23 protein-coding genes are annotated in these 17,831 nt (G+C 71.2%); 8 read left to right on the forward strand and 15 right to left on the reverse strand.

What is annotated here, in order from left to right; all coding sequences use genetic code 11:
• Positions 1-139: 139 nt before the first annotated feature.
• On the reverse strand, positions 140-1,312 hold the full coding sequence (gene coaBC, locus U5911_RS11265; RefSeq protein WP_336037152.1) for a bifunctional phosphopantothenoylcysteine decarboxylase/phosphopantothenate--cysteine ligase CoaBC: 1,173 nt from the start codon (positions 1,310-1,312) through the stop codon (positions 140-142).
• Positions 1,313-1,505: 193 nt separating this feature from the next.
• Positions 1,506-2,222 carry an NAD(P)/FAD-dependent oxidoreductase gene (locus tag U5911_RS11270; RefSeq protein WP_336037153.1) on the reverse strand — a complete coding sequence of 239 codons (717 nt, stop codon included), beginning with the start codon at positions 2,220-2,222 and terminating at the stop codon, positions 1,506-1,508.
• A gap of 97 nt (positions 2,223-2,319) precedes the next feature.
• Between U5911_RS11270 and U5911_RS11275 the strand changes: the two genes are divergently transcribed.
• Complete coding sequence (locus tag U5911_RS11275) at positions 2,320-2,811, forward strand: type II toxin-antitoxin system RatA family toxin (protein WP_336037154.1); 492 nt, start codon at positions 2,320-2,322, stop codon at positions 2,809-2,811.
• 136 nt (positions 2,812-2,947) lie between these two features.
• Positions 2,948-4,024 (forward strand): Gfo/Idh/MocA family protein, encoded by a 1,077-nt coding sequence (locus tag U5911_RS11280; protein WP_336035854.1) that lies wholly within the window; start codon positions 2,948-2,950, stop codon positions 4,022-4,024.
• Between the two features lie 27 nt (positions 4,025-4,051).
• Here U5911_RS11280 and U5911_RS11285 read toward each other — a convergent pair whose 3' ends face one another.
• From U5911_RS11285 to U5911_RS11295, 3 genes are all read right to left on the reverse strand, one after another.
• Positions 4,052-4,606 (reverse strand): plastocyanin/azurin family copper-binding protein, encoded by a 555-nt coding sequence (locus tag U5911_RS11285; protein WP_336034213.1) that lies wholly within the window; start codon positions 4,604-4,606, stop codon positions 4,052-4,054.
• 94 nt (positions 4,607-4,700) lie between these two features.
• Positions 4,701-5,753, reverse strand: a complete 1,053-nt coding sequence (locus U5911_RS11290; RefSeq protein WP_336034215.1) for a M42 family metallopeptidase — start codon at positions 5,751-5,753, stop codon at positions 4,701-4,703.
• A 58-nt stretch (positions 5,754-5,811) separates the two neighbouring features.
• A complete protein-coding gene (locus tag U5911_RS11295; RefSeq protein WP_336034217.1) occupies positions 5,812-6,876 on the reverse strand; it encodes a polyprenyl synthetase family protein in 1,065 nt (354 codons plus the stop codon).
• Positions 6,877-7,027: 151 nt separating this feature from the next.
• On the opposite strand from U5911_RS11295, the gene U5911_RS11300 reads away from it, so the two are divergent.
• From U5911_RS11300 to U5911_RS11315, 4 genes are all read left to right on the forward strand, one after another.
• Complete coding sequence (locus U5911_RS11300) at positions 7,028-7,285, forward strand: MTH865 family protein (RefSeq protein ID WP_336034218.1); 258 nt, start codon at positions 7,028-7,030, stop codon at positions 7,283-7,285.
• 86 nt (positions 7,286-7,371) lie between these two features.
• Positions 7,372-8,679, forward strand: a complete 1,308-nt coding sequence (locus U5911_RS11305; RefSeq protein ID WP_336034219.1) for a M28 family metallopeptidase — start codon at positions 7,372-7,374, stop codon at positions 8,677-8,679.
• A 91-nt stretch (positions 8,680-8,770) separates the two neighbouring features.
• The gene (locus tag U5911_RS11310) at positions 8,771-9,493 is read left to right on the forward strand and encodes an NAD(+)/NADH kinase (RefSeq protein WP_336034221.1); all 723 of its coding nucleotides are present in this window, start codon (positions 8,771-8,773) and stop codon (positions 9,491-9,493) included.
• Positions 9,494-9,539: 46 nt separating this feature from the next.
• Positions 9,540-9,980, forward strand: a complete 441-nt coding sequence (locus U5911_RS11315) for a DUF7313 family protein (RefSeq protein WP_336034222.1) — start codon at positions 9,540-9,542, stop codon at positions 9,978-9,980.
• Positions 9,981-10,325: 345 nt separating this feature from the next.
• Here U5911_RS11315 and U5911_RS11320 read toward each other — a convergent pair whose 3' ends face one another.
• Both U5911_RS11320 and U5911_RS11325 read right to left on the reverse strand, forming a co-directional pair.
• The gene (locus U5911_RS11320; protein ID WP_336034223.1) at positions 10,326-10,586 is read right to left on the reverse strand and encodes a DUF7314 family protein; all 261 of its coding nucleotides are present in this window, start codon (positions 10,584-10,586) and stop codon (positions 10,326-10,328) included.
• Positions 10,579-10,872 (reverse strand): DUF7315 family membrane protein, encoded by a 294-nt coding sequence (locus U5911_RS11325; RefSeq protein WP_336034225.1) that lies wholly within the window; start codon positions 10,870-10,872, stop codon positions 10,579-10,581. Before U5911_RS11325 ends, U5911_RS11320 begins: the two co-directional genes overlap by 8 nt.
• A gap of 213 nt (positions 10,873-11,085) precedes the next feature.
• On the opposite strand from U5911_RS11325, the gene U5911_RS11330 reads away from it, so the two are divergent.
• The gene (locus U5911_RS11330) at positions 11,086-11,298 is read left to right on the forward strand and encodes a hypothetical protein (protein WP_336037155.1); all 213 of its coding nucleotides are present in this window, start codon (positions 11,086-11,088) and stop codon (positions 11,296-11,298) included.
• Here U5911_RS11330 and U5911_RS11335 read toward each other — a convergent pair.
• The 7 genes from U5911_RS11335 to U5911_RS11365 all read right to left on the reverse strand — a co-directional run bounded on the left by U5911_RS11335 (position 11,274) and on the right by U5911_RS11365 (position 16,441).
• A complete protein-coding gene (locus U5911_RS11335; RefSeq protein WP_336034228.1) occupies positions 11,274-12,035 on the reverse strand; it encodes a cytochrome b family protein in 762 nt (253 codons plus the stop codon). The two genes, U5911_RS11330 and U5911_RS11335, sit on opposite strands and share 25 nt — an antisense overlap.
• A gap of 4 nt (positions 12,036-12,039) precedes the next feature.
• Positions 12,040-12,852 carry a cytochrome b gene (locus tag U5911_RS11340; protein ID WP_336034230.1) on the reverse strand — a complete coding sequence of 271 codons (813 nt, stop codon included), beginning with the start codon at positions 12,850-12,852 and terminating at the stop codon, positions 12,040-12,042.
• 1 nt (position 12,853) lies between these two features.
• Complete coding sequence (locus U5911_RS11345; protein WP_336034231.1) at positions 12,854-13,681, reverse strand: ubiquinol-cytochrome c reductase iron-sulfur subunit; 828 nt, start codon at positions 13,679-13,681, stop codon at positions 12,854-12,856.
• A gap of 3 nt (positions 13,682-13,684) precedes the next feature.
• The gene (locus U5911_RS11350; RefSeq protein ID WP_336034232.1) at positions 13,685-14,071 is read right to left on the reverse strand and encodes a DUF7318 family protein; all 387 of its coding nucleotides are present in this window, start codon (positions 14,069-14,071) and stop codon (positions 13,685-13,687) included.
• On the reverse strand, positions 14,071-14,778 hold the full coding sequence (locus U5911_RS11355; protein ID WP_336034234.1) for a plastocyanin/azurin family copper-binding protein: 708 nt from the start codon (positions 14,776-14,778) through the stop codon (positions 14,071-14,073). Before U5911_RS11355 ends, U5911_RS11350 begins: the two co-directional genes overlap by 1 nt.
• A 102-nt stretch (positions 14,779-14,880) precedes the next feature.
• Complete coding sequence (locus U5911_RS11360) at positions 14,881-15,810, reverse strand: DUF7319 domain-containing protein (RefSeq protein WP_336034236.1); 930 nt, start codon at positions 15,808-15,810, stop codon at positions 14,881-14,883.
• An 88-nt stretch (positions 15,811-15,898) separates the two neighbouring features.
• On the reverse strand, positions 15,899-16,441 hold the full coding sequence (locus U5911_RS11365; protein WP_336034238.1) for an NUDIX hydrolase: 543 nt from the start codon (positions 16,439-16,441) through the stop codon (positions 15,899-15,901).
• 142 nt (positions 16,442-16,583) lie between these two features.
• Here U5911_RS11365 and U5911_RS11370 point away from each other — a divergent pair, with 142 nt between their 5' ends.
• A complete protein-coding gene (locus U5911_RS11370; protein ID WP_336034240.1) occupies positions 16,584-17,069 on the forward strand; it encodes a DUF7321 family protein in 486 nt (161 codons plus the stop codon).
• A gap of 16 nt (positions 17,070-17,085) precedes the next feature.
• Here U5911_RS11370 and U5911_RS11375 read toward each other — a convergent pair whose 3' ends face one another.
• Positions 17,086-17,778 (reverse strand): ArsR/SmtB family transcription factor, encoded by a 693-nt coding sequence (locus U5911_RS11375; RefSeq protein ID WP_336034242.1) that lies wholly within the window; start codon positions 17,776-17,778, stop codon positions 17,086-17,088.
• Positions 17,779-17,831: the final 53 nt, after the last annotated feature.

The following is a 17,831-nucleotide window of genomic DNA, read 5'->3' on the forward strand; positions in this document are numbered from 1 at the left end:
GTGTTCGGCGAGTGGGTTCGGCGTATGATGATACCTTCGGTTTCACGTAACTCCGGGGCAGCGTCTCGCCCGAACACCGGTAACCGCGGCCGGGTCTCGGGGACGGGTCGTCGCCGGCGACGGGGAGTCGGCGTCCCGGTCAGTCCGCGGCGTCGTCGCCGGCGAGGACGGCGGCGAGTTCGTCCGCGACGCGGAGGCCGAGGTCGCGTTTGCTGCCGGCGAACGCCGTGGCGTCGCCGCCGGTGACGAACAGCGCGCGCGTGTCGTCGTCGCCCATCACGCCGGCGTCGTTCGCCACGACGAACGAGAGGTCGACGCGGTCGAGGGTCTCGCGGGCCGCGGCGACCATCGCGTCGTCGTCCCCCGAGGTCTCGGCCTTGAAGCCGACGATGGGGAGGTCGGGGCGGTCGGCGCGCACCTCGTCGATGAGTTTCGGCGTCGGCTGGAGGTCCAGCGTGCGCTCCCGGCCGGAGCGGAGCTTCTCGTCGCTGGGCTCGACGGTGTAGTCGCTGACCGCGGCCGCGGAGACGAGCGCGTCGGCGTCCGCGCACGCGTCCCTGGCGGCGGCCAGCATCTCCGCGGCCGTCTCGACCTCGCGGACGGCCGCGTAGGGGACGTCGCCGCCGTCGTGGACGAGCGTCACGTCGGCGCCGCGGACGTAACAGCCCGCGGCGACGGCGCGGCCGGTGCGGCCCGAGGAGCGGTTCGTGAGCACGCGCACCGGGTCGATCGGTTCGCTGGTCGCGCCGCTCGTGACGACGACGTGCGCGCCGTCCAGCGGCCTGTCGCCGGCTGCGCGAGCCGTCTCCGCGACGATGGCTTCCTCGGTCGCGATCTTCGCTTTCCCCTCCTCGACGCGGGGAGCCACGAAGTCGACGCCCCACGACTCCACGGTGTCGATGGCGTCGAGCACGCCGGGGTGGTCGTACATCGGCTCGTGCATCGCCGGCGCGACCACGACCGGGACGCCCGCGCCGAGCGCGGTGGTCGCACAGGTCGTCACGGGCGTGTCGTCGACGGCGCTCGCGACCTTCCCGACGGTGTTGGCGGTGGCCGGCGCGACCAGGAGGACGTCCGCCCAGCCGTCGGTGCCGCAGAGCTCGACGTGCTCGACGCCGCCCGTGATCTCCGTGACGACCGGGTTGTCCGTCGCGAACTCGACGGCCCACGGGTGGACGATGCCGCGCGCGCTGTCGGTCATCACGGCGCGGACGTCGGCGCCGCGGCGGCGGAGCTCGTGGGCGAGCTCCACGACCTTCACCGCGGCGATGCTGCCCGTGACGCCGACGGCGACGTTCACTCCGGAGAGCATTCGTGCAGTCGTCGGTCCGGCGGCGACTTAAATCGGTGCGTTCGACGTCGCGTGGGGCTGGCAGGCGACCCGGGCGGCGAGCGGTCGCGGCGCTCGCGTCACCCGGCAGTGGGTCGCACTCCCGCTGGGCTGCCGGGCGTCGGCGGCTACGTCACGCCACGGCCTGGTCCCGGCATCGGAGAAAAGGGTTCGGCTACTCGTCGTCGACGCGGGGGTGCTGGGTCGGCGGCTCGGCGGGCGAGCAGTCGCGGAGGGCCTCGAGGCTCTCGCGTTCGCGGTCGCGGCGCTCGGCCTCGGGAACCTCCTCGCAGCCCGGCGGGAGGTCCCGGCCGCGGCCCGTGAAGTAGCCGTCCGGCGCGACCCAGTCGTGGTAGTAGGGGACGTCGCTGTCCTCGACGACGGTGAGGCCGGCGGTGGCGCCGTGACCGGCGGCGACGACGGCCTGGTGGTACTGGCGCGCGAGGCGGCCGGCCGCGTAGAGGCCGTCGACGCCGGTGCGCGCGAACTCGTCGACCGCGAGCATCGTCTTCGACCCGCGCTGGACCCGCTCCAGGTCGAAGTCCGCGAGGTACGAGGAGTCCGGCCAGGACGCGGCGACGACGAAGTCGGCGTCCTCGGCGGCGCCGCCGTCGGTCTGGACGTCGAAGCCGTCGTCGCTGCGGGCGACGTGGTCGACGCGGGCGTCGACGAACTCGACGCCGGCGCGCTCGGCCTGCTCGCGCGTCGCCGACAGGAACGTCCGCGCGTTCACGCCAGCCGGGAACCCGGGGACGTTCTCCAGGTGGGCGTTGCGCGCGAGGATCGGTTCGCCGGCGTCGTAGACGGTCGTCTGGAGGCCTGCCCGCGCGGTGTAGATGGCGGCCGTCAGGCCCGCTGGCCCGCCGCCGACCACGGCGACTCGTTCGGTCATGGGCCCACGTAGTCCCCTGGGGGATACAAGCGCCGCGGTCGACGGTCGCGGCGGTCACGCGCGGCAGGCATTTCCCGTCGTGGCTCCAACGCCGGCTGTGAACACCGTCGAGGTGCGGACGGACGTGCGCGTGCCGCCCGCCGAGGCCTACGCGTTCCTCCTGGACTTCCAGGGGTACGCGGAGTACTCGGAGTACCTGCAGTCAGTCCGACGGGACGGCGACGGCGGGCCGGGCACGACCTACGAGCTGACGTTCGCGTGGTGGAAGCTCTCGCACACGGTGCGGTCGCGGGTCACCGCCACGGAGGAGCCACACCGCATCGACTGGGAGCTCGTCGGCGGCATCGACGCCCACGGGAGCTGGCTGGTCGAGGAGGCGGAGTCGGGGTGTGCGGTGTCGCTGGTCGTGACCTACGACGCGGGGAGCGCGCGCGGCACGCTCGACCTGCCGGCGTTCGTCTCCCTCGACTGGGTGGTCGACCGCGTCGTCGACCTCGTCGTCGAGGAGGGCGAGCGCGTCGTCGAGCGCGTCGTCGCCGACCTGGAGGGGGAGCGCCGGCCCGTCGACCTCGCGGTCGAGCGGCGGTAGCCCGTCGGCCGACAACGCTTATCTGGCGGCGAGTGAATCCTGGGAGCGTGCACTGGACGCTCGCTTTCGGCGCCCGCGCGGGGCGCACTCGACGGAGGTGCCGGTAGTCGTGGCCAGCGAACCGCTCTCGGTGGGGATGCTCGGCTACGGGTTCATGGGCGACGCGCACGCGAACGCGCTTCGCACGCTCCCGCAGTTCTTCCCGGACGCCCCCGAGGTCTCCCTGGACGTGCTGGTCGGCCGCGACGCGGCCGCCGCCGGCGAGGCCGCCGACCGAATGGGGTTCTCGCGCGTCGAGACGGACTGGCGGGACGCCCTCGACGTCGACGTCTTCTACAACCTCGGGCCGAACAGCGTCCACGTCGAGCCGACGGTCGCGGCCCTCGACGCGGGCGTCCACGTCCTCTGCGAGAAGCCGCTGGCGCCGACTCTCGACGGGGCCGAGCGGATGGCCGCCGCCGCGGCGGCCAGCGACGCCGTCGCCGCGGTCGGGTTCAACTACCGGTTCGTGCCGGCGGTCCGGTACGCGAGAGAGCTGGTCGAGGCCGGCGAACTCGGCGAGCTCCGGCACGCGCGCTTCCGCTACCTCCAGGACTGGCTCGTCGACCCGGACGCGCCGTGGACCTGGCGGCTGGACGCCGACGCCGCCGGCTCCGGGGCGCTTGGCGACCTCGGCGCGCACAGCTTCGACCTCGCGCGCTACCTCGTCGGCGACGTCGACGCCGTCAGCGGGCACGCGGAGACGTTCGTCGACGAGCGCGTCCCCGAAGGCGGCGGCGACCCGCGCCCAGTGACCGTCGACGACGCGTTCGCCGCGCACGCCGAGTTCGAGTGCGGCGCGGTGGGGACGTTCGAGGCGACGCGGTACGCGACCGGCCGCCGGAACCAGCACGCCTTCGAGCTCGACGGCTCGGCGGGCGCGGTGCGGTTCGACCTCCAGCGGCTGAACGAACTCGAGGTGCTGCGCGGCGACGGCCGCGGCTTCGAGACGGTGCTCGTCACCGACGACGACCACCCCTACGGCGAGCAGTGGTGGCCGTCCGGCCACGCGCTCGGCTGGGAGCAGACGTTCGTCCACGAGAACTACGAGTTCCTCTCGGCGGTCGCCGACGGCGCCGCGTTCGAACCGGACTTCGGCGACGGCCTCGCGGTCCAGCGGCTGCTGGACGCAGTCGCGGAGAGCAGCGACCGCCGCGAGTGGGTCGCGGTCTGACCGGAGGGCGTCGGCGCGCCGCGAGCCCTACTCGTGGTCGCCCTCGCCGTAGTCGCCGCCGTACCGCATGAAGAAGTACGTCAGCCCGAGGACGGACGTCATCGAGCCGACGGCCGCGACGCCGAGGGTCTTCGCGCTGTTCGGGAGAATGGACTGGTAGCCCTGCGGTTCCTCCGGCGGGTCCGTCGTCACCTCGACGACGCCAGTCATGCCGACGCTGGCGTGGGGCGTGCAGACGTACTCGTAGGTGCCCTCGGTCTCGAAGGTGTGCTCGTACTCGAAGCCGGCGTCCTCGATCGGTTCGTGGCCCGTCCACTCCGCGCCGTCCGGGGTGGACTCCACGGCGACGTTGTGGCCGCCGGAGTCCCACACCCACTTGACCGTCCCGCCGGGTTCGACGTACGCCGTCTCCGGGTCGAAGACGTTCGACCCGCCGGGACCCACCGTGATCTCGGTGGATCCGCCACCGCCGTCCTCCTGGGCGGCCGCCGAACCGGTCGCGGCGACCCCCGCGGCCGCGACGCCGGCGCCAGTGCGGAGGAACCTGCGGCGCGTCACGCGCTCGCCTGTGTCGTCGGTCATGCGCGACGCTAAGGGACACCGGGTACTGAATACTTTGGTTTGCGCGTCCCGGCGACCGGCCGACGGAACGGCGTCGACGCGGCCCGACGCCCGCTCAGAGCGCGTAGTCCTCGTCGCCGTCGAGGTCCGCGAGGAACGCGCTCGCGAGGTCGACGACGGCGGCGACGTCGTCGACGTGGGCGGCCTCCGTTGGCGTGTGGAGGTACCGCGTCGGCGTCGAGAGCGCGCCCGCGGGAGTCGCGCCGTGCGAGCGCTGGAGCGGTCCCGTGTCGGTGCCGCCCGCGGGCAGCACCTCCAGCTGGTGGGCGAGCCCCTCGCGGTCGGCGACGGCGAGCAACTGGTCGACGACTTTCGGGTTCGGGATGACGACGCCGTCCTTGAGCTTCACCGCGGCGCCCGCCCCGAGTTCCGTGACGTGGTCCTCCTCGTAGACGAACTGCGGGATGTCGTTGGCGACGGTGGTGTCGAGGTTCAGCGCGAGGTCCGGGTCGACGTCGGCGCCGATCGCCTCCGCGCCGCGCAGACCGACCTCCTCCTGGGTGGTCGCCGCGAAGTGCACGGTCACGTCGGGGTCGACGCGGGCGGCCACCTCCAGCAGCGCGTACACGCTCACGCGGTTGTCGACGGCCTTCCCCGTGAGGAGGTCGCCGACGCGCTCCAGCGGCTGGGTGAGCGTCACGCGGTCCCCGACGCTGACGCGTTCCTCGACCGCCTCGGCGGGGAGGCCGAGGTCGATGAACACGTCCCGCACCTCGTCTTCGTCCCGCATGTAGGGGTTGCCGTCGGTGTGCGGCGGCGGCGACCCGATGACCCCGGGGAGGTCGCCGCCGGCGGCGTGGACGGTCGCGCGCTCGGCGCGCAGCACTCGCGGGTCCCAGCCGCCGAGCGCGTCCACCCGCACGAAGCCGTCGTCGTGGACGTGCCGCACGAGGAACCCGATCTCGTCCATGTGCGCCGCGACCAGCACCTCGAAGTCGGGGTCCGTCGCGCCCTCGACGGTCGCGACGAGGTTCCCCATCGCGTCCGTGCGAACCTCGTCGACGTCCTCGGGGAGGTGCTCGCGGACGACCGCGCGCACGCGGTCCTCCTGGCCGGGCGTGCCGTCGACGGCCGTCAGTTCGCTCAGCAGGTCGAAGTCGACGTCCATGGTCGACCCTGCGTCGCGCGGGTGAAAAGCGCGCGCCTACCGGAAGTCCGCGCGGCGCTCAGGCGTCCCGGTCGACGACGAACTCCGTGAACGCGGCGAGCTGGTCGGCCTGCTCGTCGCGGACGTCGACGGCGTCGAGGTGGTCGCGGGCGGCCGCCGCGAGCTCGCGGGCGCGCTCGCGGGCGTACTCGACGCTGCCCGCGTCCCGCAGCACGCCGACGGCGTCGAGGACGTCCTCGTCGCTCGGGTCGTCGTCGGTGAGGACCTCCCGGAGCCGCGCCGCGTCGGCCTCGTCGGCGTGCTCGACGGCGTGGATCACCAGGAGGGTGCGCTTGCCCTCGCGGACGTCGTTCCCGAACGCCTTCCCGAAGTCGCCCGCCTCGTCGAGCGTGTGCTCGACGTCGAGGACGTCGTCGGCGATCTGGAACGCGATGCACAGCGACTCCGCGTAGTCCGCCAGGTGGGCCTCCGTCGCCTCGTCCTGGCCCGTGACGATGGCGGCGAGCCGGCCGGCGATGCGGCCGAGTGCGCCCGTCTTGCACGCGCTCATCTCCAGGTACTCGCGTTCGGTCATGGCGACGCTGTCGCCGTTGTGCCAGTGGATGTCCGTCCCCTGGCCGAGGTGCGTGCGGTTGAGTTCGTGCGTGAGCATGTCGAACGCGCGCAGCCGCCGCTCCGCGGGGAGGTCGGCGGGGTCGTCCGTGACGACCTTCAGCGGCACGAAGTAGAGGGCGTTCCCGGCGTTCAGCGCGACGTCGACGCCGTACGTGCGGTGGATGGCGGGGCCGCCGCGCCGGAGGGTCGCGCCGTCCTCGACGTCGTCGACGATGATAGTGCCGGTGTGGAGGACCTCGGGGATGGTCGCGTAGGGCAGCAGTTCCTCGGGGTCGCCGCCGAACCCCTCCGCGGCGACCAGGAAGAGGACGGGCCGCCAGCGCTTCCCGCCGCGGTCGAGCAGGTCCCAGACGGGCTCGCAGAGGGCACTCGTCAGCGCGTCCGCGTCGTAGGCGAACTGCGGCTCCCCGAACCGCTCGGCGACGGCGTCGGCCGTCAGCGTCCGCGGGAGCAGCCGCGCGATCTCCGCGTCGATGCGCGGCCGCCACTCCGAGAGCGCCGCTCGCATACTCGGTGGGTCGCCTGCAGCCGGCAAAAAACTTCAGTTCGCGAACGACTCGCCGGCCGGCCGTGCGGCGGGCGCTCCCGCACGGAGAAACTCCACGCGGCGCGTTCGGGGTTCCAGAACCCTTTTGGAGAGTCCGCGTCCACGGGAACGTATGGCAGACGTCGAAGCCGAACTCCGGAAGGAACTCCTCGACGCCTTCTCGGGCGCCGACTACCCAGTGAACAACCAGATGGACCTCGTGCCCGCGCTCCCGAACGGCCCCTCGACGACGTTCGAGGCCGGCGGCAAGTCGTTCACCGCGATGGAGCTGGCGACGAAGCTCTCGAGCCGCGCCGAGTTCCCGTACGACGACGCCGAGTCCCTCGTCGACGACGTCATCGAGGGCCTGAAGGACGAAGGCGACATCTGAACGCCGCGCGCTCCCGCCGGGGGTGAACCCCCCCGACTGCTTCTGCTTCCGAAACGACTTACGCCGTGGTGAGCGTCGCCGTAGACATGACCGACTGGATCGGTGAGCTGTTCACCAGCGACACGGGCTGGACGCACCTCGAGACCCTCGTCGACGTCCGCGACCGGATGGCGGGCTCCGAGGGCGAGCGCGAGGCCGCCGAGGCGACCCGGGACGCGCTCGCGGCCGCCTGCGGGGACGCCCGCCTCGACGAGTTCGAGATACAGGGCTGGACGCGCGGCGACAGCGCCGTCCAGACGCCGGACGGCGACGAGGACGCCATCGCGTTACCGCGCAGCCCCAGCGGCGACGCGACCGGCGAGTTCGTCGACCTCGGGTACGGGCTCCCGGACGACTTCGAGCGCGCCGACCTCGACGGGACGGTCGTGATGGTGGCCTCGGACGTGCCGGAGTGGTACGACCGCTACCTCCACCGCCGCGAGAAGTACTACCACGCCGTCGAGGCGGGCGCGGCCGCGTTCGTCTACCGGAACCACGTCGAGGGCTGCCTGCCGCCGACGGGCAGCGTCGGCACCAGCGAGAACCCCATCGGCGAGGTCCCCGCCGTCGGCGTCTCGAAGGAGGTCGGCGCCCGCCTCGCGCGCAAGTACGACGGCGAACCGGTCGGCGTCTCCGTCACCGCCGACGTCCACGACGCCACCAGCCAGAACGTCCACGCGACGCTCGGCCCGGACACGGACGAGGAACTGCTCGTCACGAGCCACGTCGACGCCCACGACGTCGCCGAGGGCGCGATGGACAACGGCGCCGGCACCGCGATGGTCGTCGAGCTCGCGGACGCGCTCGCCGACCGCGCGGCCGAACTCGACACCCGGGTGCGCTTCGTCTGCTTCGGCGCCGAGGAGGTCGGCCTCGTGGGGTCGGCGTACGACGCCGAGCGCCGCGACCGGGACGCGATACGGGCCGTCCTCAACCTCGACGGCGTCGTGCGCGGCCGCACGCTCCAGTTCCACACCCACCACTTCGACGCGCTCGGCGACGCCGCCCGGGCGGTCGCCGACCGCTTCGACCACCCCGTCTCGGTCTCGCCCGACCTGAACCCGCACTCCGACCACTGGGAGTACGTCAAGTACGGCGTCCCCGGCTACCACGTCGCCAGCGACACGGATGGCCCGGGCCGCGGCTGGGGTCACACGTACGCCGACACCCTCGACAAGCTCGAGGCGCGGGACTTCCGCGAACAGGCCATCCTGCTCGCGGCGCTGACCGTCGAGCTCGCCGGCGACGACTTCGCCGTCGCGCACGCCAGCGAGGCCGACGTCGCGGCCGCCCTCGAGGACGAGGGGCTCGCGGCGGGCATGCGGGTCACCGGGGACTGGCCGTACGACGACTGACCCGCAGCGCCCGCCGCGGCCCGTAGCCTTTTTGCGACTGCCGCGCCCGCCTTCCCACGATGACCGCGAGGACTCGACGCCGGTGGTTCCGGTGACGCGCGTCGGACTGCTCGGCGACGGCGCGAACGCGGCCGCGAACGCCGTGGGGGACGCGGGCGGCGAACCGGTGGTCGGCAGGGACGCCGTCGGGGACGTCGACGTACTCGTCGCGCTCGGCGAGGACGCGCTCCTCGACGCCGTCGAGGCCCAGGCCGGGACTCCCGTCCTCCCGGTCGACGCAGGCGCCGGGTACGGGGGCGTCGCGCGCGACGACCTGCCGGAGGCGCTCGCCGACGTCGCGACCGGCGACTATGAGGTCCGCGACCAGCCGACGCTGTCGGCGACGGTCGGCGGCGAGGAGACCCGCGCGCTCGCGGACGTCCACCTGGTCACCGACGAGCCCGCGCGGATCTCCGAGTACGCGATCCGGGACGGCGACGACGACGTCGACACGGTGCGCGCGGACGGCGTCGTCGCGGCAACGCCGGCCGGCAGTCGCGGGTACGCCAGCGACGCCGGCGGCCCGCTGCTCTCGGGGGACGCCGACACCGTCGCCGTGGTCCCCATCGCGCCGTTCCGCGTCGCGAAACCCCGGTGGGTACTCGGCCCGCCAGTCTCGCTGACGGTCGTGCGCGAGACGGCCGCCGTCGCCGTGTTCGCCGACGGCCGCGACGCCGGGTACGCGACCCCGGACGAGCCGGTCGAACTGGCGTGGGGCGTCCCGCTGCCGGTCGCCGTCGTCGCGGCGTCCGCGCCCGCCGCGTCGTCCGCGTGACCGCATTGGAAAAGACATAATACCGCGACACACCGAACCATCGCCTATGGTAGACCCATCGGTCGCGATCTTCGGGCCCCTCGACGCGCTGCTCGCGCCGTACGCCGAGCACGCGGTCATGGCAATGGTCGTGTTGAACTTCGTGAGCCGACGCGTCGCCCACAGCGCCCACGAACGCCAGGCCGAGGACGGCGCCGACGCGCTCTCCTGGCACCCGTTCCACGCGTTCACGTCCTGGGGGCTCGTCCTGCTGAGCTTCTACTACCTCTCGCTGCACCACCACTCCGGCATGGTGCTGTCCACGCTCGTGCTCGGGACGTTCGTCGCGGACTTCTTCGAGTTCGAAGCCCGCAAGGTCGAAGCGCGCGAGGGCATGAGCCTCGAGGCCCCGAAGGGCGCCATCGCCGCCGCCACCCTCACGTTCCTGTACGCCGCGTTCCTCAGCGTCTTCTTCCTCATCAAGCCCATCTGGGTCCAGGTCATCTGAGGCCGCCGCGACCCCGCCGACCGCGCCGCCCGAACGCACCACGCCGCTTCGTTTCGCTTCGTTTCGCTTCGCTTCGCTCTCCGTCGAGGGCTCGGCGGCGACGCCGCGTCCGCGCCGCCGCTCGTGACGGTCCCAAGTAGTGCAGTAGTCGCGACGCCGGCCACAGCCAGCGTCCGGTCGGCGTACCGGCGCTCCGAAGTCCTCGCGTCGCTTGTGCCACGCCTCGCGTCGCCCCAGGCCGCCTCGAGAGGCCCGGCGGCGCCGGCCACCGGCAGTGGAGTCACTCGCGAGGTCGACGCCGGACGCGTCGCTGCCGGGTCGCGTGAAATGACGGAGAAAGCGCGGTTACTCGCCGACGACCTGCGCGTACAGTTCCCTGCCCAGCGGCACGCCCACCCAGAACAGGAGCGCGCCGAAGATCGCCAGGTAGAACGACGCCTCCAGCGTGATGAGCGCGAGCTCGCCGAGCATCGAGAGGTCGCTCGGCGGCGAGCCCGTGAGCTGTGCCCCGCCGAAACTCGGCGTCTTGTACCAGCCCGCCAGCACCATCCAGATGAGGCCCGCACCGGTCAAGAGCCCGAGCCCCTTCGCGAACTCGTCAGCCATTGTCCGTGGGTTCGTCGTCGCTGTCCTTATCCGTTGCCATTCCGCCGGCCCGGAACCGGGACGCGAACGCGTACACGAGTCCGCCGGCGGCGATGAGGCCGACGCCGAACGCCGCCAGGAACACGTTCACTTCGTCCGGCGCGGCGCGACCGGCGTTCGTCGCGGCGTCCAGCGCGACGAACCCCCCGACGACGGCCACCACCGCGAACAGCGTCGAGAACACCGTCACGGACTTGTAGAGGCGGTCGGGCACGACGACGTCGCGGCCGCGGCTCCCGTCGCTCATTGTCCCGGTTGACGGCCGGCCGCTACTTCACTCTCGCGGTCACGGCCGGCACGCGCCGCGGCGACGCGACCGTGCGCGGCGAGCACGGCGACGCCAGTGCGGGACCAGCGACGCAGCACGGTCGACGGCGGATTCGGCGACCGAGCACGGTCGACCGCGTGACCAGCGACAGACAACGAGACGACAGAGAGCGAAACGACGGAGAACGAAGCGATGGGGAACGAAACGACGGAGAACGAAGCGATGGGGAACGAAACGACGGAGAACGAAGCGATGGGGAACGAAACGACGGAGAACGAAGCGATGGGGAACGAAACGACAGACAACGAAACGACGGGGAACGAGACGACGGAGAACGAAGCGATGGGGAACGAAACGACCGAGAACGGAGCGACGGCCGGCTACTTCGGCGGCCGCAGCTTGTAGTACCGGCGGTTCAGGTCGTACATGTACCCCTCCCGCATCGTCTTCAGGACCGCGTACGACAGCGCGCCGATCAGCGGCGGCAACAGGAACGTCAGGTCGAACAGCAGGTGCGGGTCGAGCGGAATCAGGTTCTTCGCGGAGTACGCGCTGATGGTGAACGCGAACACGACCCCCATCACGCCGATCGACGCCCAGAACGGCTGCTCGACGGGGCGGCGCGCGCTCCCCTTGTTGAGGAACGGGACGACGGCGATGAACCCGACGACCACGACGTTCGCGAGCACGCCGTACGTGCGGTCGGCCATCAGCTTGTCGCCGCCGAGGATGGCCAGCTCGGGGTTCAGCGGACCGAGCTTCAGCAGGCCGAACGACCAGTAGAGATACCAGTCCGGCAGGATGACGCTCGGCGTCTGGCTCGGGTTCGCGGGGTTCCCGAGGTGGGGCGGCAGCGTCGCCGCCAGGAAGAAGATCATCCCGACGAAGAAGCTCGTCAGCGCGAGGTTCCGGATGAGCTCGTGCGGCCAGACGGGGAACGCGAGCACGTCGCGTTCCACGTAGTCCGACTCCTCGCGGAGGTCCTGGTCCTCGCGCCGCGAGCGCTCGAAGTACTCGTAGGTCAGCCGGGACAGCCCCGTCGTGCGCTCCTTGCGCTCGCGCCACGTCGGGGTCTCGTCGTCCGGCGGAACGATGCCCGTGCCGTCGGTGCGAGCCGCGTCTTCGGTGGTGTCTTCGGTCATTGTTCTAGTGGGGTTCCGCGATGCCCTGCATCCACACGAGGCCGAGGTGGATGGCGATGACGGTCGTCACGACGAACGGCAGCAGGAACACGTGCAGGAGGTACATCCGCTGCAGCGTCGCCTGGCCGAGCGAGAACCCGCCGAACATCAGTTGCGCCACCCACTCGCCGATGAGCGGGATGGAGAGGCTCATCTCCACGCCGATCTGTCCGGCCCAGAACGCCAGCTGGTCCCACGGGAGCAGGTAGCCCGTGTACCCGAACACCATCGTGAGGCTGAGCAGGACGATGCCGATGATCCAGTTCACCTCGCGGGGTTCCTTGTACGCGCCGGTGAAGTACACGCGCAGCATGTGCAGGAACACCGCCGCGGTCATCACCTGGGCGGCCCACCGGTGCAGCGACCGGAGGAAGAACCCGAAGTTGAGGTCCGTCATGATGGCGGCGACGGTGCTGTACGCGACCGTCGCGCCCTCGATGTCGGCGGCGCCAGCGGCCGCGGACGGCGAGTAGTAGAACCCGAGCAGGGCGCCGGAGATCGCCGCGACGATGTACGCCACCGTCGAGAAGAACCCCAGCGAGTACAGCGGGTACCAGTACCAGAACTTGTTGTCGAGGTTGTACTGTTCGGTGTGGCTCTTCGGCATCTGGAGGTTGACCCGGTAGTAGAGGGTCTCCAGCAGCTCCAGGTAGTCGACGAGCCGGAGCCGTTCGTCCAGCCAGACGAGCACCGTCAGGAACGACTGCTCGATCGGCGTCAGGTCCTTCTCCTGGATCCAGGCTTCGTGGTCGTGTTCGTCCTTGCGTTCGATGCTCATGTTACTCCTCCGGGCGCGCGAACGCCACGAAGCTGCGTTTCACGATGCTGTACGGGTCGTAGATCGACTGGTGGCACTGGCAGTAGATCTTGTCACCGGAGCCGCCGTAGTTCGACGTCCGGAACCCCTGTGGCGCACAGCAGAAGTGCGTGCACTTGTTGAGGATGGCCATGAAGCCGTCCGTCGTCGCGGCCTCCAGCCAGTCGATGGCTTCGCCGCTCTCCTCGGCGATCTTCTCCTCGACGAGGCTGCTCCGGATGAGCTGGATGGGGATGGAGTTCTCGGTGTCCTGCGAGCGCCAGGTCGCCTTCGCCGGCTTGCCGATCGGACCGTCGCCGAACTCGTTCTCCCAGGTCTCGTAGTCCTCGAAGTCGTCGACGCTGACGCGCCCGGACGACGGCTGCCAGTCGTAGCCGCCGGAGTACCGGAAGTAGTTGTCGCCGTCGTAGCCGGGCCGGACGCCCTCGTAGGTCTGGACGCCGCAGTACTGGAACCAGTTGGCGCTGTACTCGATGCCGCCGAGTTCCATCCGCGCCTCCTGGACGACTTCGCCCGTCTCCGTCTCGGTCTCCTGGATCTCCGGGTAGACGCCGCGGAGGTAGCCCTCGTCGTCGACCTCGACCGGGATCATCGGCATCGCGCGCGGCGCCGGCCCGGCGGTGTTCTCGACGCCGAAGTAGTCGGTCGGGCCGCCGCCCGCGCCGGTCGGGTTCGTGATGGAGTCGACGGCCGCGACGCCCGCGGTGCCGATGCCCGCGACGGCGGCGCTGCCGACGACGCCCTTCACGAAGCGCCGGCGTCCCGAACTCTCTGGGTACTTGTCAGACATTGGTTACTTCTTGTAGTATGGGTAGACTGCTTTCTTCAACTGTTCGACGGTGTCCCCCATCGCGGAGACGCCGTCCGCCTGGTCCTCGCGGACGTAGAGGTCCTCCCACTTGCGGCGGCGCTTCTTCACGATCATCACGTCCGGCAGGAACTCCTTGCGGTACAGCAGCAGGACGAACGACAGGTCGATGAAGATGACCGCGAGGAGGAACCCCAGGTACATGTTCCCGATGGGGTCGCGTCCCCACCCAGCCACGAGGCCGTACGCGAACACCGCCACGAACACGATCTCGATGAACGTCAGCAAGACGATGGCGATGCTCGCCGCCGTGCTCTCGCGGGCGGGCTCGTACCGGTGGATGTCGCCGTAGTTGGAGCCTTTCGAGGACATTATTCTTTATTGGGTGCGCTCGCGTGCTGGGATTCGCCGTACTTGAGGACGAAGAACGCGTACACCAGCGACACGATCATCATCAGGATGGTGGCGATGCCCACGAAGTGCGCCTGGAACGGCACGCCCATGTCGTGGGGGCTCAGCTGCGCGGCGCCACCGCCGCCGTCGCCACCGGGCGCCTCGCCCGACTCGTTGACGACGACCGTGCCGACCATCCCGACGCCCTCGTGGGGGTCACAGACGTACTCGTACTCGCCGAGGGGACCCTCGAACGTGTACGAGTACGTGAACTCGGGACCGGTGATCTCCGTCTGGACGTCCCAGTCCGCGTCCTCCGGCACGTTGGTCGCGTGCACGTTGTGACCGGGCGACTCCCACACCCACTCGACGGTCGCGCCGCGCTGGATGTACACCGTCTCGGGGTCGAAGATGTTCTGTCCGTCGGGACCGACCGCGACGGTCTCCGTCGTCCCGGCGCCGGGGAACTCGTCGCCCCCGCCCTCGCCCTCACCGGTGGTCTCGTTCCCGGCCGTACCGTTCCCGGTCGTGCCGTTCCCGGTGGTGCCGTTCCCGGAGGACGTGTTGTTCTCCTCGCCCTCCTGGACGGCGGCGGATGCGGAGGACGACCGCGCGCCGGCCGCGCCGATGGCTGCGGCGCCGCCGGCCGAGCCGGTCGCAATCTTCAGAAAGTCCCGCCTCTTCATACAGTTGCGAGTCAGGATGGCTCCCGCATAAACCCACCGATGGCCGCCAGCGGACAGCCTCGCCGTACTCGCGTTCTACCGGCGTTCAGGGCGCTTCCGGCGTCACCGGTCGCTGTCCGTTTCGGGGACGAACTCCGGCCGCTCGCCGTCCCCGAGGCCGGCCGCGCGGAGGCGCTCGCGGAACTCCTCGGACCGGAAGCGGTCCGAGAGCCTGGCGTTCGCGACGACCAGCAGCATCAGCCCGCCGAACAGCGCGAACCCGATGCCGGCGATGACCGCGATGATCGCGGAGTCGCCGAGCGGGTAGAGGTGGAGCGTCGACCCGGCGACGGTGCAGGTCCGACCGGCGCCGCCCGCTGCCGGCTGGCACGTGCGCACGAGGGGGTCGTAGACGAACGGCGCGAGGACGAGCAGGACGCCGACGGCGAACTGCGCCAGCCCGACGTACTGGAGCAGCGTCGTCCCGAACCCGCCGCTGCCCTCCGGCACCTCCTGTGGGTCGGGCAGTCCCGCGTTCTCTGGGGCGTCCGGGACGTCGTAGTCGTCCATCGAGCACAGCGCGACCGTCGGCTTCACGTCGCGGAGCACGGTCCCGGTCCCCCGGACGGTCCCGTCCGGGTAGACGACCGCGTAGCCCTCGTCGGAGTACGCGAGCACGACGGGTTCGCCGTCGATGCTGTCGCGCTCGACGACCGCGAACACGTCCCTGGTGGCGACCCGGTGGCGGAGGTCCGCCTCGACGCGGTCGAGGAGGTCCCGGCCCGTGATCCACGTGTCCGGGTCGAACGCGGCCTCCCACTCGTCGGCGGACATCTCCGCCATCTCGCGGGGCCCGAAGTCCTCGAAGTCGTACTCCGCGTCGACGCGCTCGCGGAGCGACTCGAGGTCCTCGGCGTCCGCTCCACCCTCGCCGTCGGTCCCCTCGTCGGCGGACGCGTCGCCGTCGGTCCCCGCGTCGGCGGACGCGTCGCCGTGGGGCGTGGACGCGTCGCCGTCGGTCGACCGGTCCTCGCCGCCGCTGGCGTCCGTCATTAGCTGCGGGTAGCGGACGGAACGGGTAAACCCTTCCGACCCCGTGTGGCGGCCCGACCCCGGCCCGTTACCGTCTCGGAGCCCGCTGTCAGTCCCCGAACGCGAGTTCGATGCGCTCGAGGTCCGAGTCCCGGATGCGGTCCGGGTTCGCGCGGAGGGCCGCGAGCGGCGCGAAGTGCGCCTCGCCGGCGTCGAACTCGGTGGTGAGGTCGCCGGCGACGCGCGAGCGCTCGACGGCGTACGTCAACAGGTACAGCGCGACGTCCGGGAGTTCCGCGTGCAACACGGTGAGAAACCGGAGGTCGCCGGGGTCGGCCGTCAGGCCCGTCTCCTCCTCGAGTTCGCGGACCGCAGCCCGCCTCGGCCCCTCGTCGGGACGCGCGTGGCCGCCGGGGAGGCTCAGCAGGCCCTCGTGCTGCGGAATCGGCTCGTCGAGGACGAGCACGCGCTCGTCGTCGTGGACGACGAGGTGGACGCCCGGCACCGGGTTCCGCGAGAAGAACACCTCGCAGTCGCCACACCACGGGAGCTCGCGGTCCTCGTAGGCCCTGGCGTCGAGTTCGGCGCCGCACCGGTGACAGTACTCCGGCACGACGGCGACGGAGTCGATCTCGTAGTCGAATTCGACCATGCGTGACAGTACCGAACACCTTCCGGTAAATTTTGCTACGTCACGAAAGATAGTCAGAGACGGCCGCTACCGCGGGATTCGAGGTTCCCGCGCGTCGGGACGAAGCCGAACCCGTTTAGTCGCGTGCGCCGAACGCTCCGGCATGGTCGAGGACGTGACGGTGGCGGCCGCCGCCGCCGTGCTGGTCACCGCGAGCTTCCCCTGCTACCTCTACGGCGCGTGGATCGTCGTCGACGCCGAGACGGTGACGTGGGCCACCCTCAGGCACCACCTCGCGTACATCTTCGCCGGACTGGCGATGACGACGGTGCCCGTCGCCGGCTGGATGCTCCCGCGCCTGCTCGACCAGCTCAGCGGCTTCGCCGCGATGCACGCGTTCTTCGGCGTGCAGGCCTACGCGTTCCTGGCGTTCGCGCTCACCGGCATCGTCCCCATCCTGCGCGCGAAACGCGAGTACAACCTCTACCACGACCCCGACCAGGACGTCGACCTCGACGACATCCACGAGAACATGGGCGCGTGGCGGCTCCGCCTGCGCGCCGGCGTCGTCGGCTACACCGTCTGCTGGCTCGTCGCGTGGGTGCTCGGCGTCATCCGCTTCTACCTCCGCTACCACAGCCAGTTCTGACGGCTGCGGACCGCCGCTACCGGCGCCGGTACCAGACGAACCCGAGCACGAGCGCGAACGCGAGGAGGCCGCCGAGGAAGAACAGCAGCCCAGGCGGCAGCCCCTGCGCCCCGTCGGCCGCCGCCTGGGCGGTGTCGGCGGCGAGCTCCGTCTGCGCGGGCGTCTCCTCGGCGGCGTCGTTCATGATGCCGACGTCGGCCGCCTCGGTGGTCGCTGGAGCGCCACCCCCGTCGCCGTCGGTACGCACCTCGTACGGCGTCGCGTCGCCGCGGCCGCCGAACAGCCGCTGGACGAGCAGGCTCGCGACGCCCAGGATTCCGAGCGCCCCGAGCGCGTTCAGCAGTCGGTCCTTCAGCGACGGCGTCGACGCCTCGTCGGACGCGAACACGACCAGCGACTCCGAGGCCGGCGCGTACACCTTCATCTCGCGGCCCTGCTCGGAGTACCACGTGTCCGCGACCTCGACGAGGTCCGCGTCGACGAGCTTCTCCAGGTGGTAGGTGGCGTTCTGGAGCGACGTCCCGACCTCGTCGGCGACGCTGGAGGCCGTGTCGGGCTCCTGGTAGAGCGCGGCGAGGATCTCGCGGGCGGTCCGCGAGGACAGCGCCTCGAACACCTCGTCGGCCGCGTCCTCGCGGATGCCGACGACGCGCGACCCGTCCCCCCGCTCGACGGTCGAGCGCGACGGCAGCAGTCGGTTTCCGGGCATCTACCGCGGTCTACACCACCCACCCTCAAAGCCTCTCTCAAAACTAAAGCCGG

It is taken from the genome of Halobacterium yunchengense (assembly GCF_037031165.1).
Classification (GTDB): domain Archaea; phylum Halobacteriota; class Halobacteria; order Halobacteriales; family Halobacteriaceae; genus Halobacterium; species Halobacterium yunchengense.

Excerpts from the sequence above, each read along its gene's own strand:
- coaBC (WP_336037152.1), bottom strand. The coding sequence starts at position 1,312 with ATGCTCTCCGGAGTGAACGTCGCCGTCGGCGTCACGGGCAGCATCGCC.
- U5911_RS11270 (WP_336037153.1), bottom strand. The coding sequence starts at position 2,222 with ATGACCGAACGAGTCGCCGTGGTCGGCGGCGGGCCAGCGGGCCTGACG.
- U5911_RS11280 (WP_336035854.1), top strand. The coding sequence starts at position 2,948 with ATGCTCGGCTACGGGTTCATGGGCGACGCGCACGCGAACGCGCTTCGC.
- U5911_RS11285 (WP_336034213.1), bottom strand. The coding sequence starts at position 4,606 with ATGACCGACGACACAGGCGAGCGCGTGACGCGCCGCAGGTTCCTCCGC.
- U5911_RS11290 (WP_336034215.1), bottom strand. The coding sequence starts at position 5,753 with ATGGACGTCGACTTCGACCTGCTGAGCGAACTGACGGCCGTCGACGGC.
- U5911_RS11295 (WP_336034217.1), bottom strand. The coding sequence starts at position 6,876 with ATGCGAGCGGCGCTCTCGGAGTGGCGGCCGCGCATCGACGCGGAGATC.
- U5911_RS11300 (WP_336034218.1), top strand. The coding sequence starts at position 7,028 with ATGGCAGACGTCGAAGCCGAACTCCGGAAGGAACTCCTCGACGCCTTC.
- U5911_RS11305 (WP_336034219.1), top strand. The coding sequence starts at position 7,372 with ATGACCGACTGGATCGGTGAGCTGTTCACCAGCGACACGGGCTGGACG.
- U5911_RS11315 (WP_336034222.1), top strand. The coding sequence starts at position 9,540 with ATGGTAGACCCATCGGTCGCGATCTTCGGGCCCCTCGACGCGCTGCTC.
- U5911_RS11320 (WP_336034223.1), bottom strand. The coding sequence starts at position 10,586 with ATGGCTGACGAGTTCGCGAAGGGGCTCGGGCTCTTGACCGGTGCGGGC.
- U5911_RS11325 (WP_336034225.1), bottom strand. The coding sequence starts at position 10,872 with ATGAGCGACGGGAGCCGCGGCCGCGACGTCGTCGTGCCCGACCGCCTC.
- U5911_RS11330 (WP_336037155.1), top strand. The coding sequence starts at position 11,086 with ATGGGGAACGAAACGACGGAGAACGAAGCGATGGGGAACGAAACGACG.
- U5911_RS11335 (WP_336034228.1), bottom strand. The coding sequence starts at position 12,035 with ATGACCGAAGACACCACCGAAGACGCGGCTCGCACCGACGGCACGGGC.
- U5911_RS11340 (WP_336034230.1), bottom strand. The coding sequence starts at position 12,852 with ATGAGCATCGAACGCAAGGACGAACACGACCACGAAGCCTGGATCCAG.
- U5911_RS11345 (WP_336034231.1), bottom strand. The coding sequence starts at position 13,681 with ATGTCTGACAAGTACCCAGAGAGTTCGGGACGCCGGCGCTTCGTGAAG.
- U5911_RS11350 (WP_336034232.1), bottom strand. The coding sequence starts at position 14,071 with ATGTCCTCGAAAGGCTCCAACTACGGCGACATCCACCGGTACGAGCCC.
- U5911_RS11355 (WP_336034234.1), bottom strand. The coding sequence starts at position 14,778 with ATGAAGAGGCGGGACTTTCTGAAGATTGCGACCGGCTCGGCCGGCGGC.
- U5911_RS11360 (WP_336034236.1), bottom strand. The coding sequence starts at position 15,810 with ATGACGGACGCCAGCGGCGGCGAGGACCGGTCGACCGACGGCGACGCG.
- U5911_RS11365 (WP_336034238.1), bottom strand. The coding sequence starts at position 16,441 with ATGGTCGAATTCGACTACGAGATCGACTCCGTCGCCGTCGTGCCGGAG.
- U5911_RS11370 (WP_336034240.1), top strand. The coding sequence starts at position 16,584 with ATGGTCGAGGACGTGACGGTGGCGGCCGCCGCCGCCGTGCTGGTCACC.
- U5911_RS11375 (WP_336034242.1), bottom strand. The coding sequence starts at position 17,778 with ATGCCCGGAAACCGACTGCTGCCGTCGCGCTCGACCGTCGAGCGGGGG.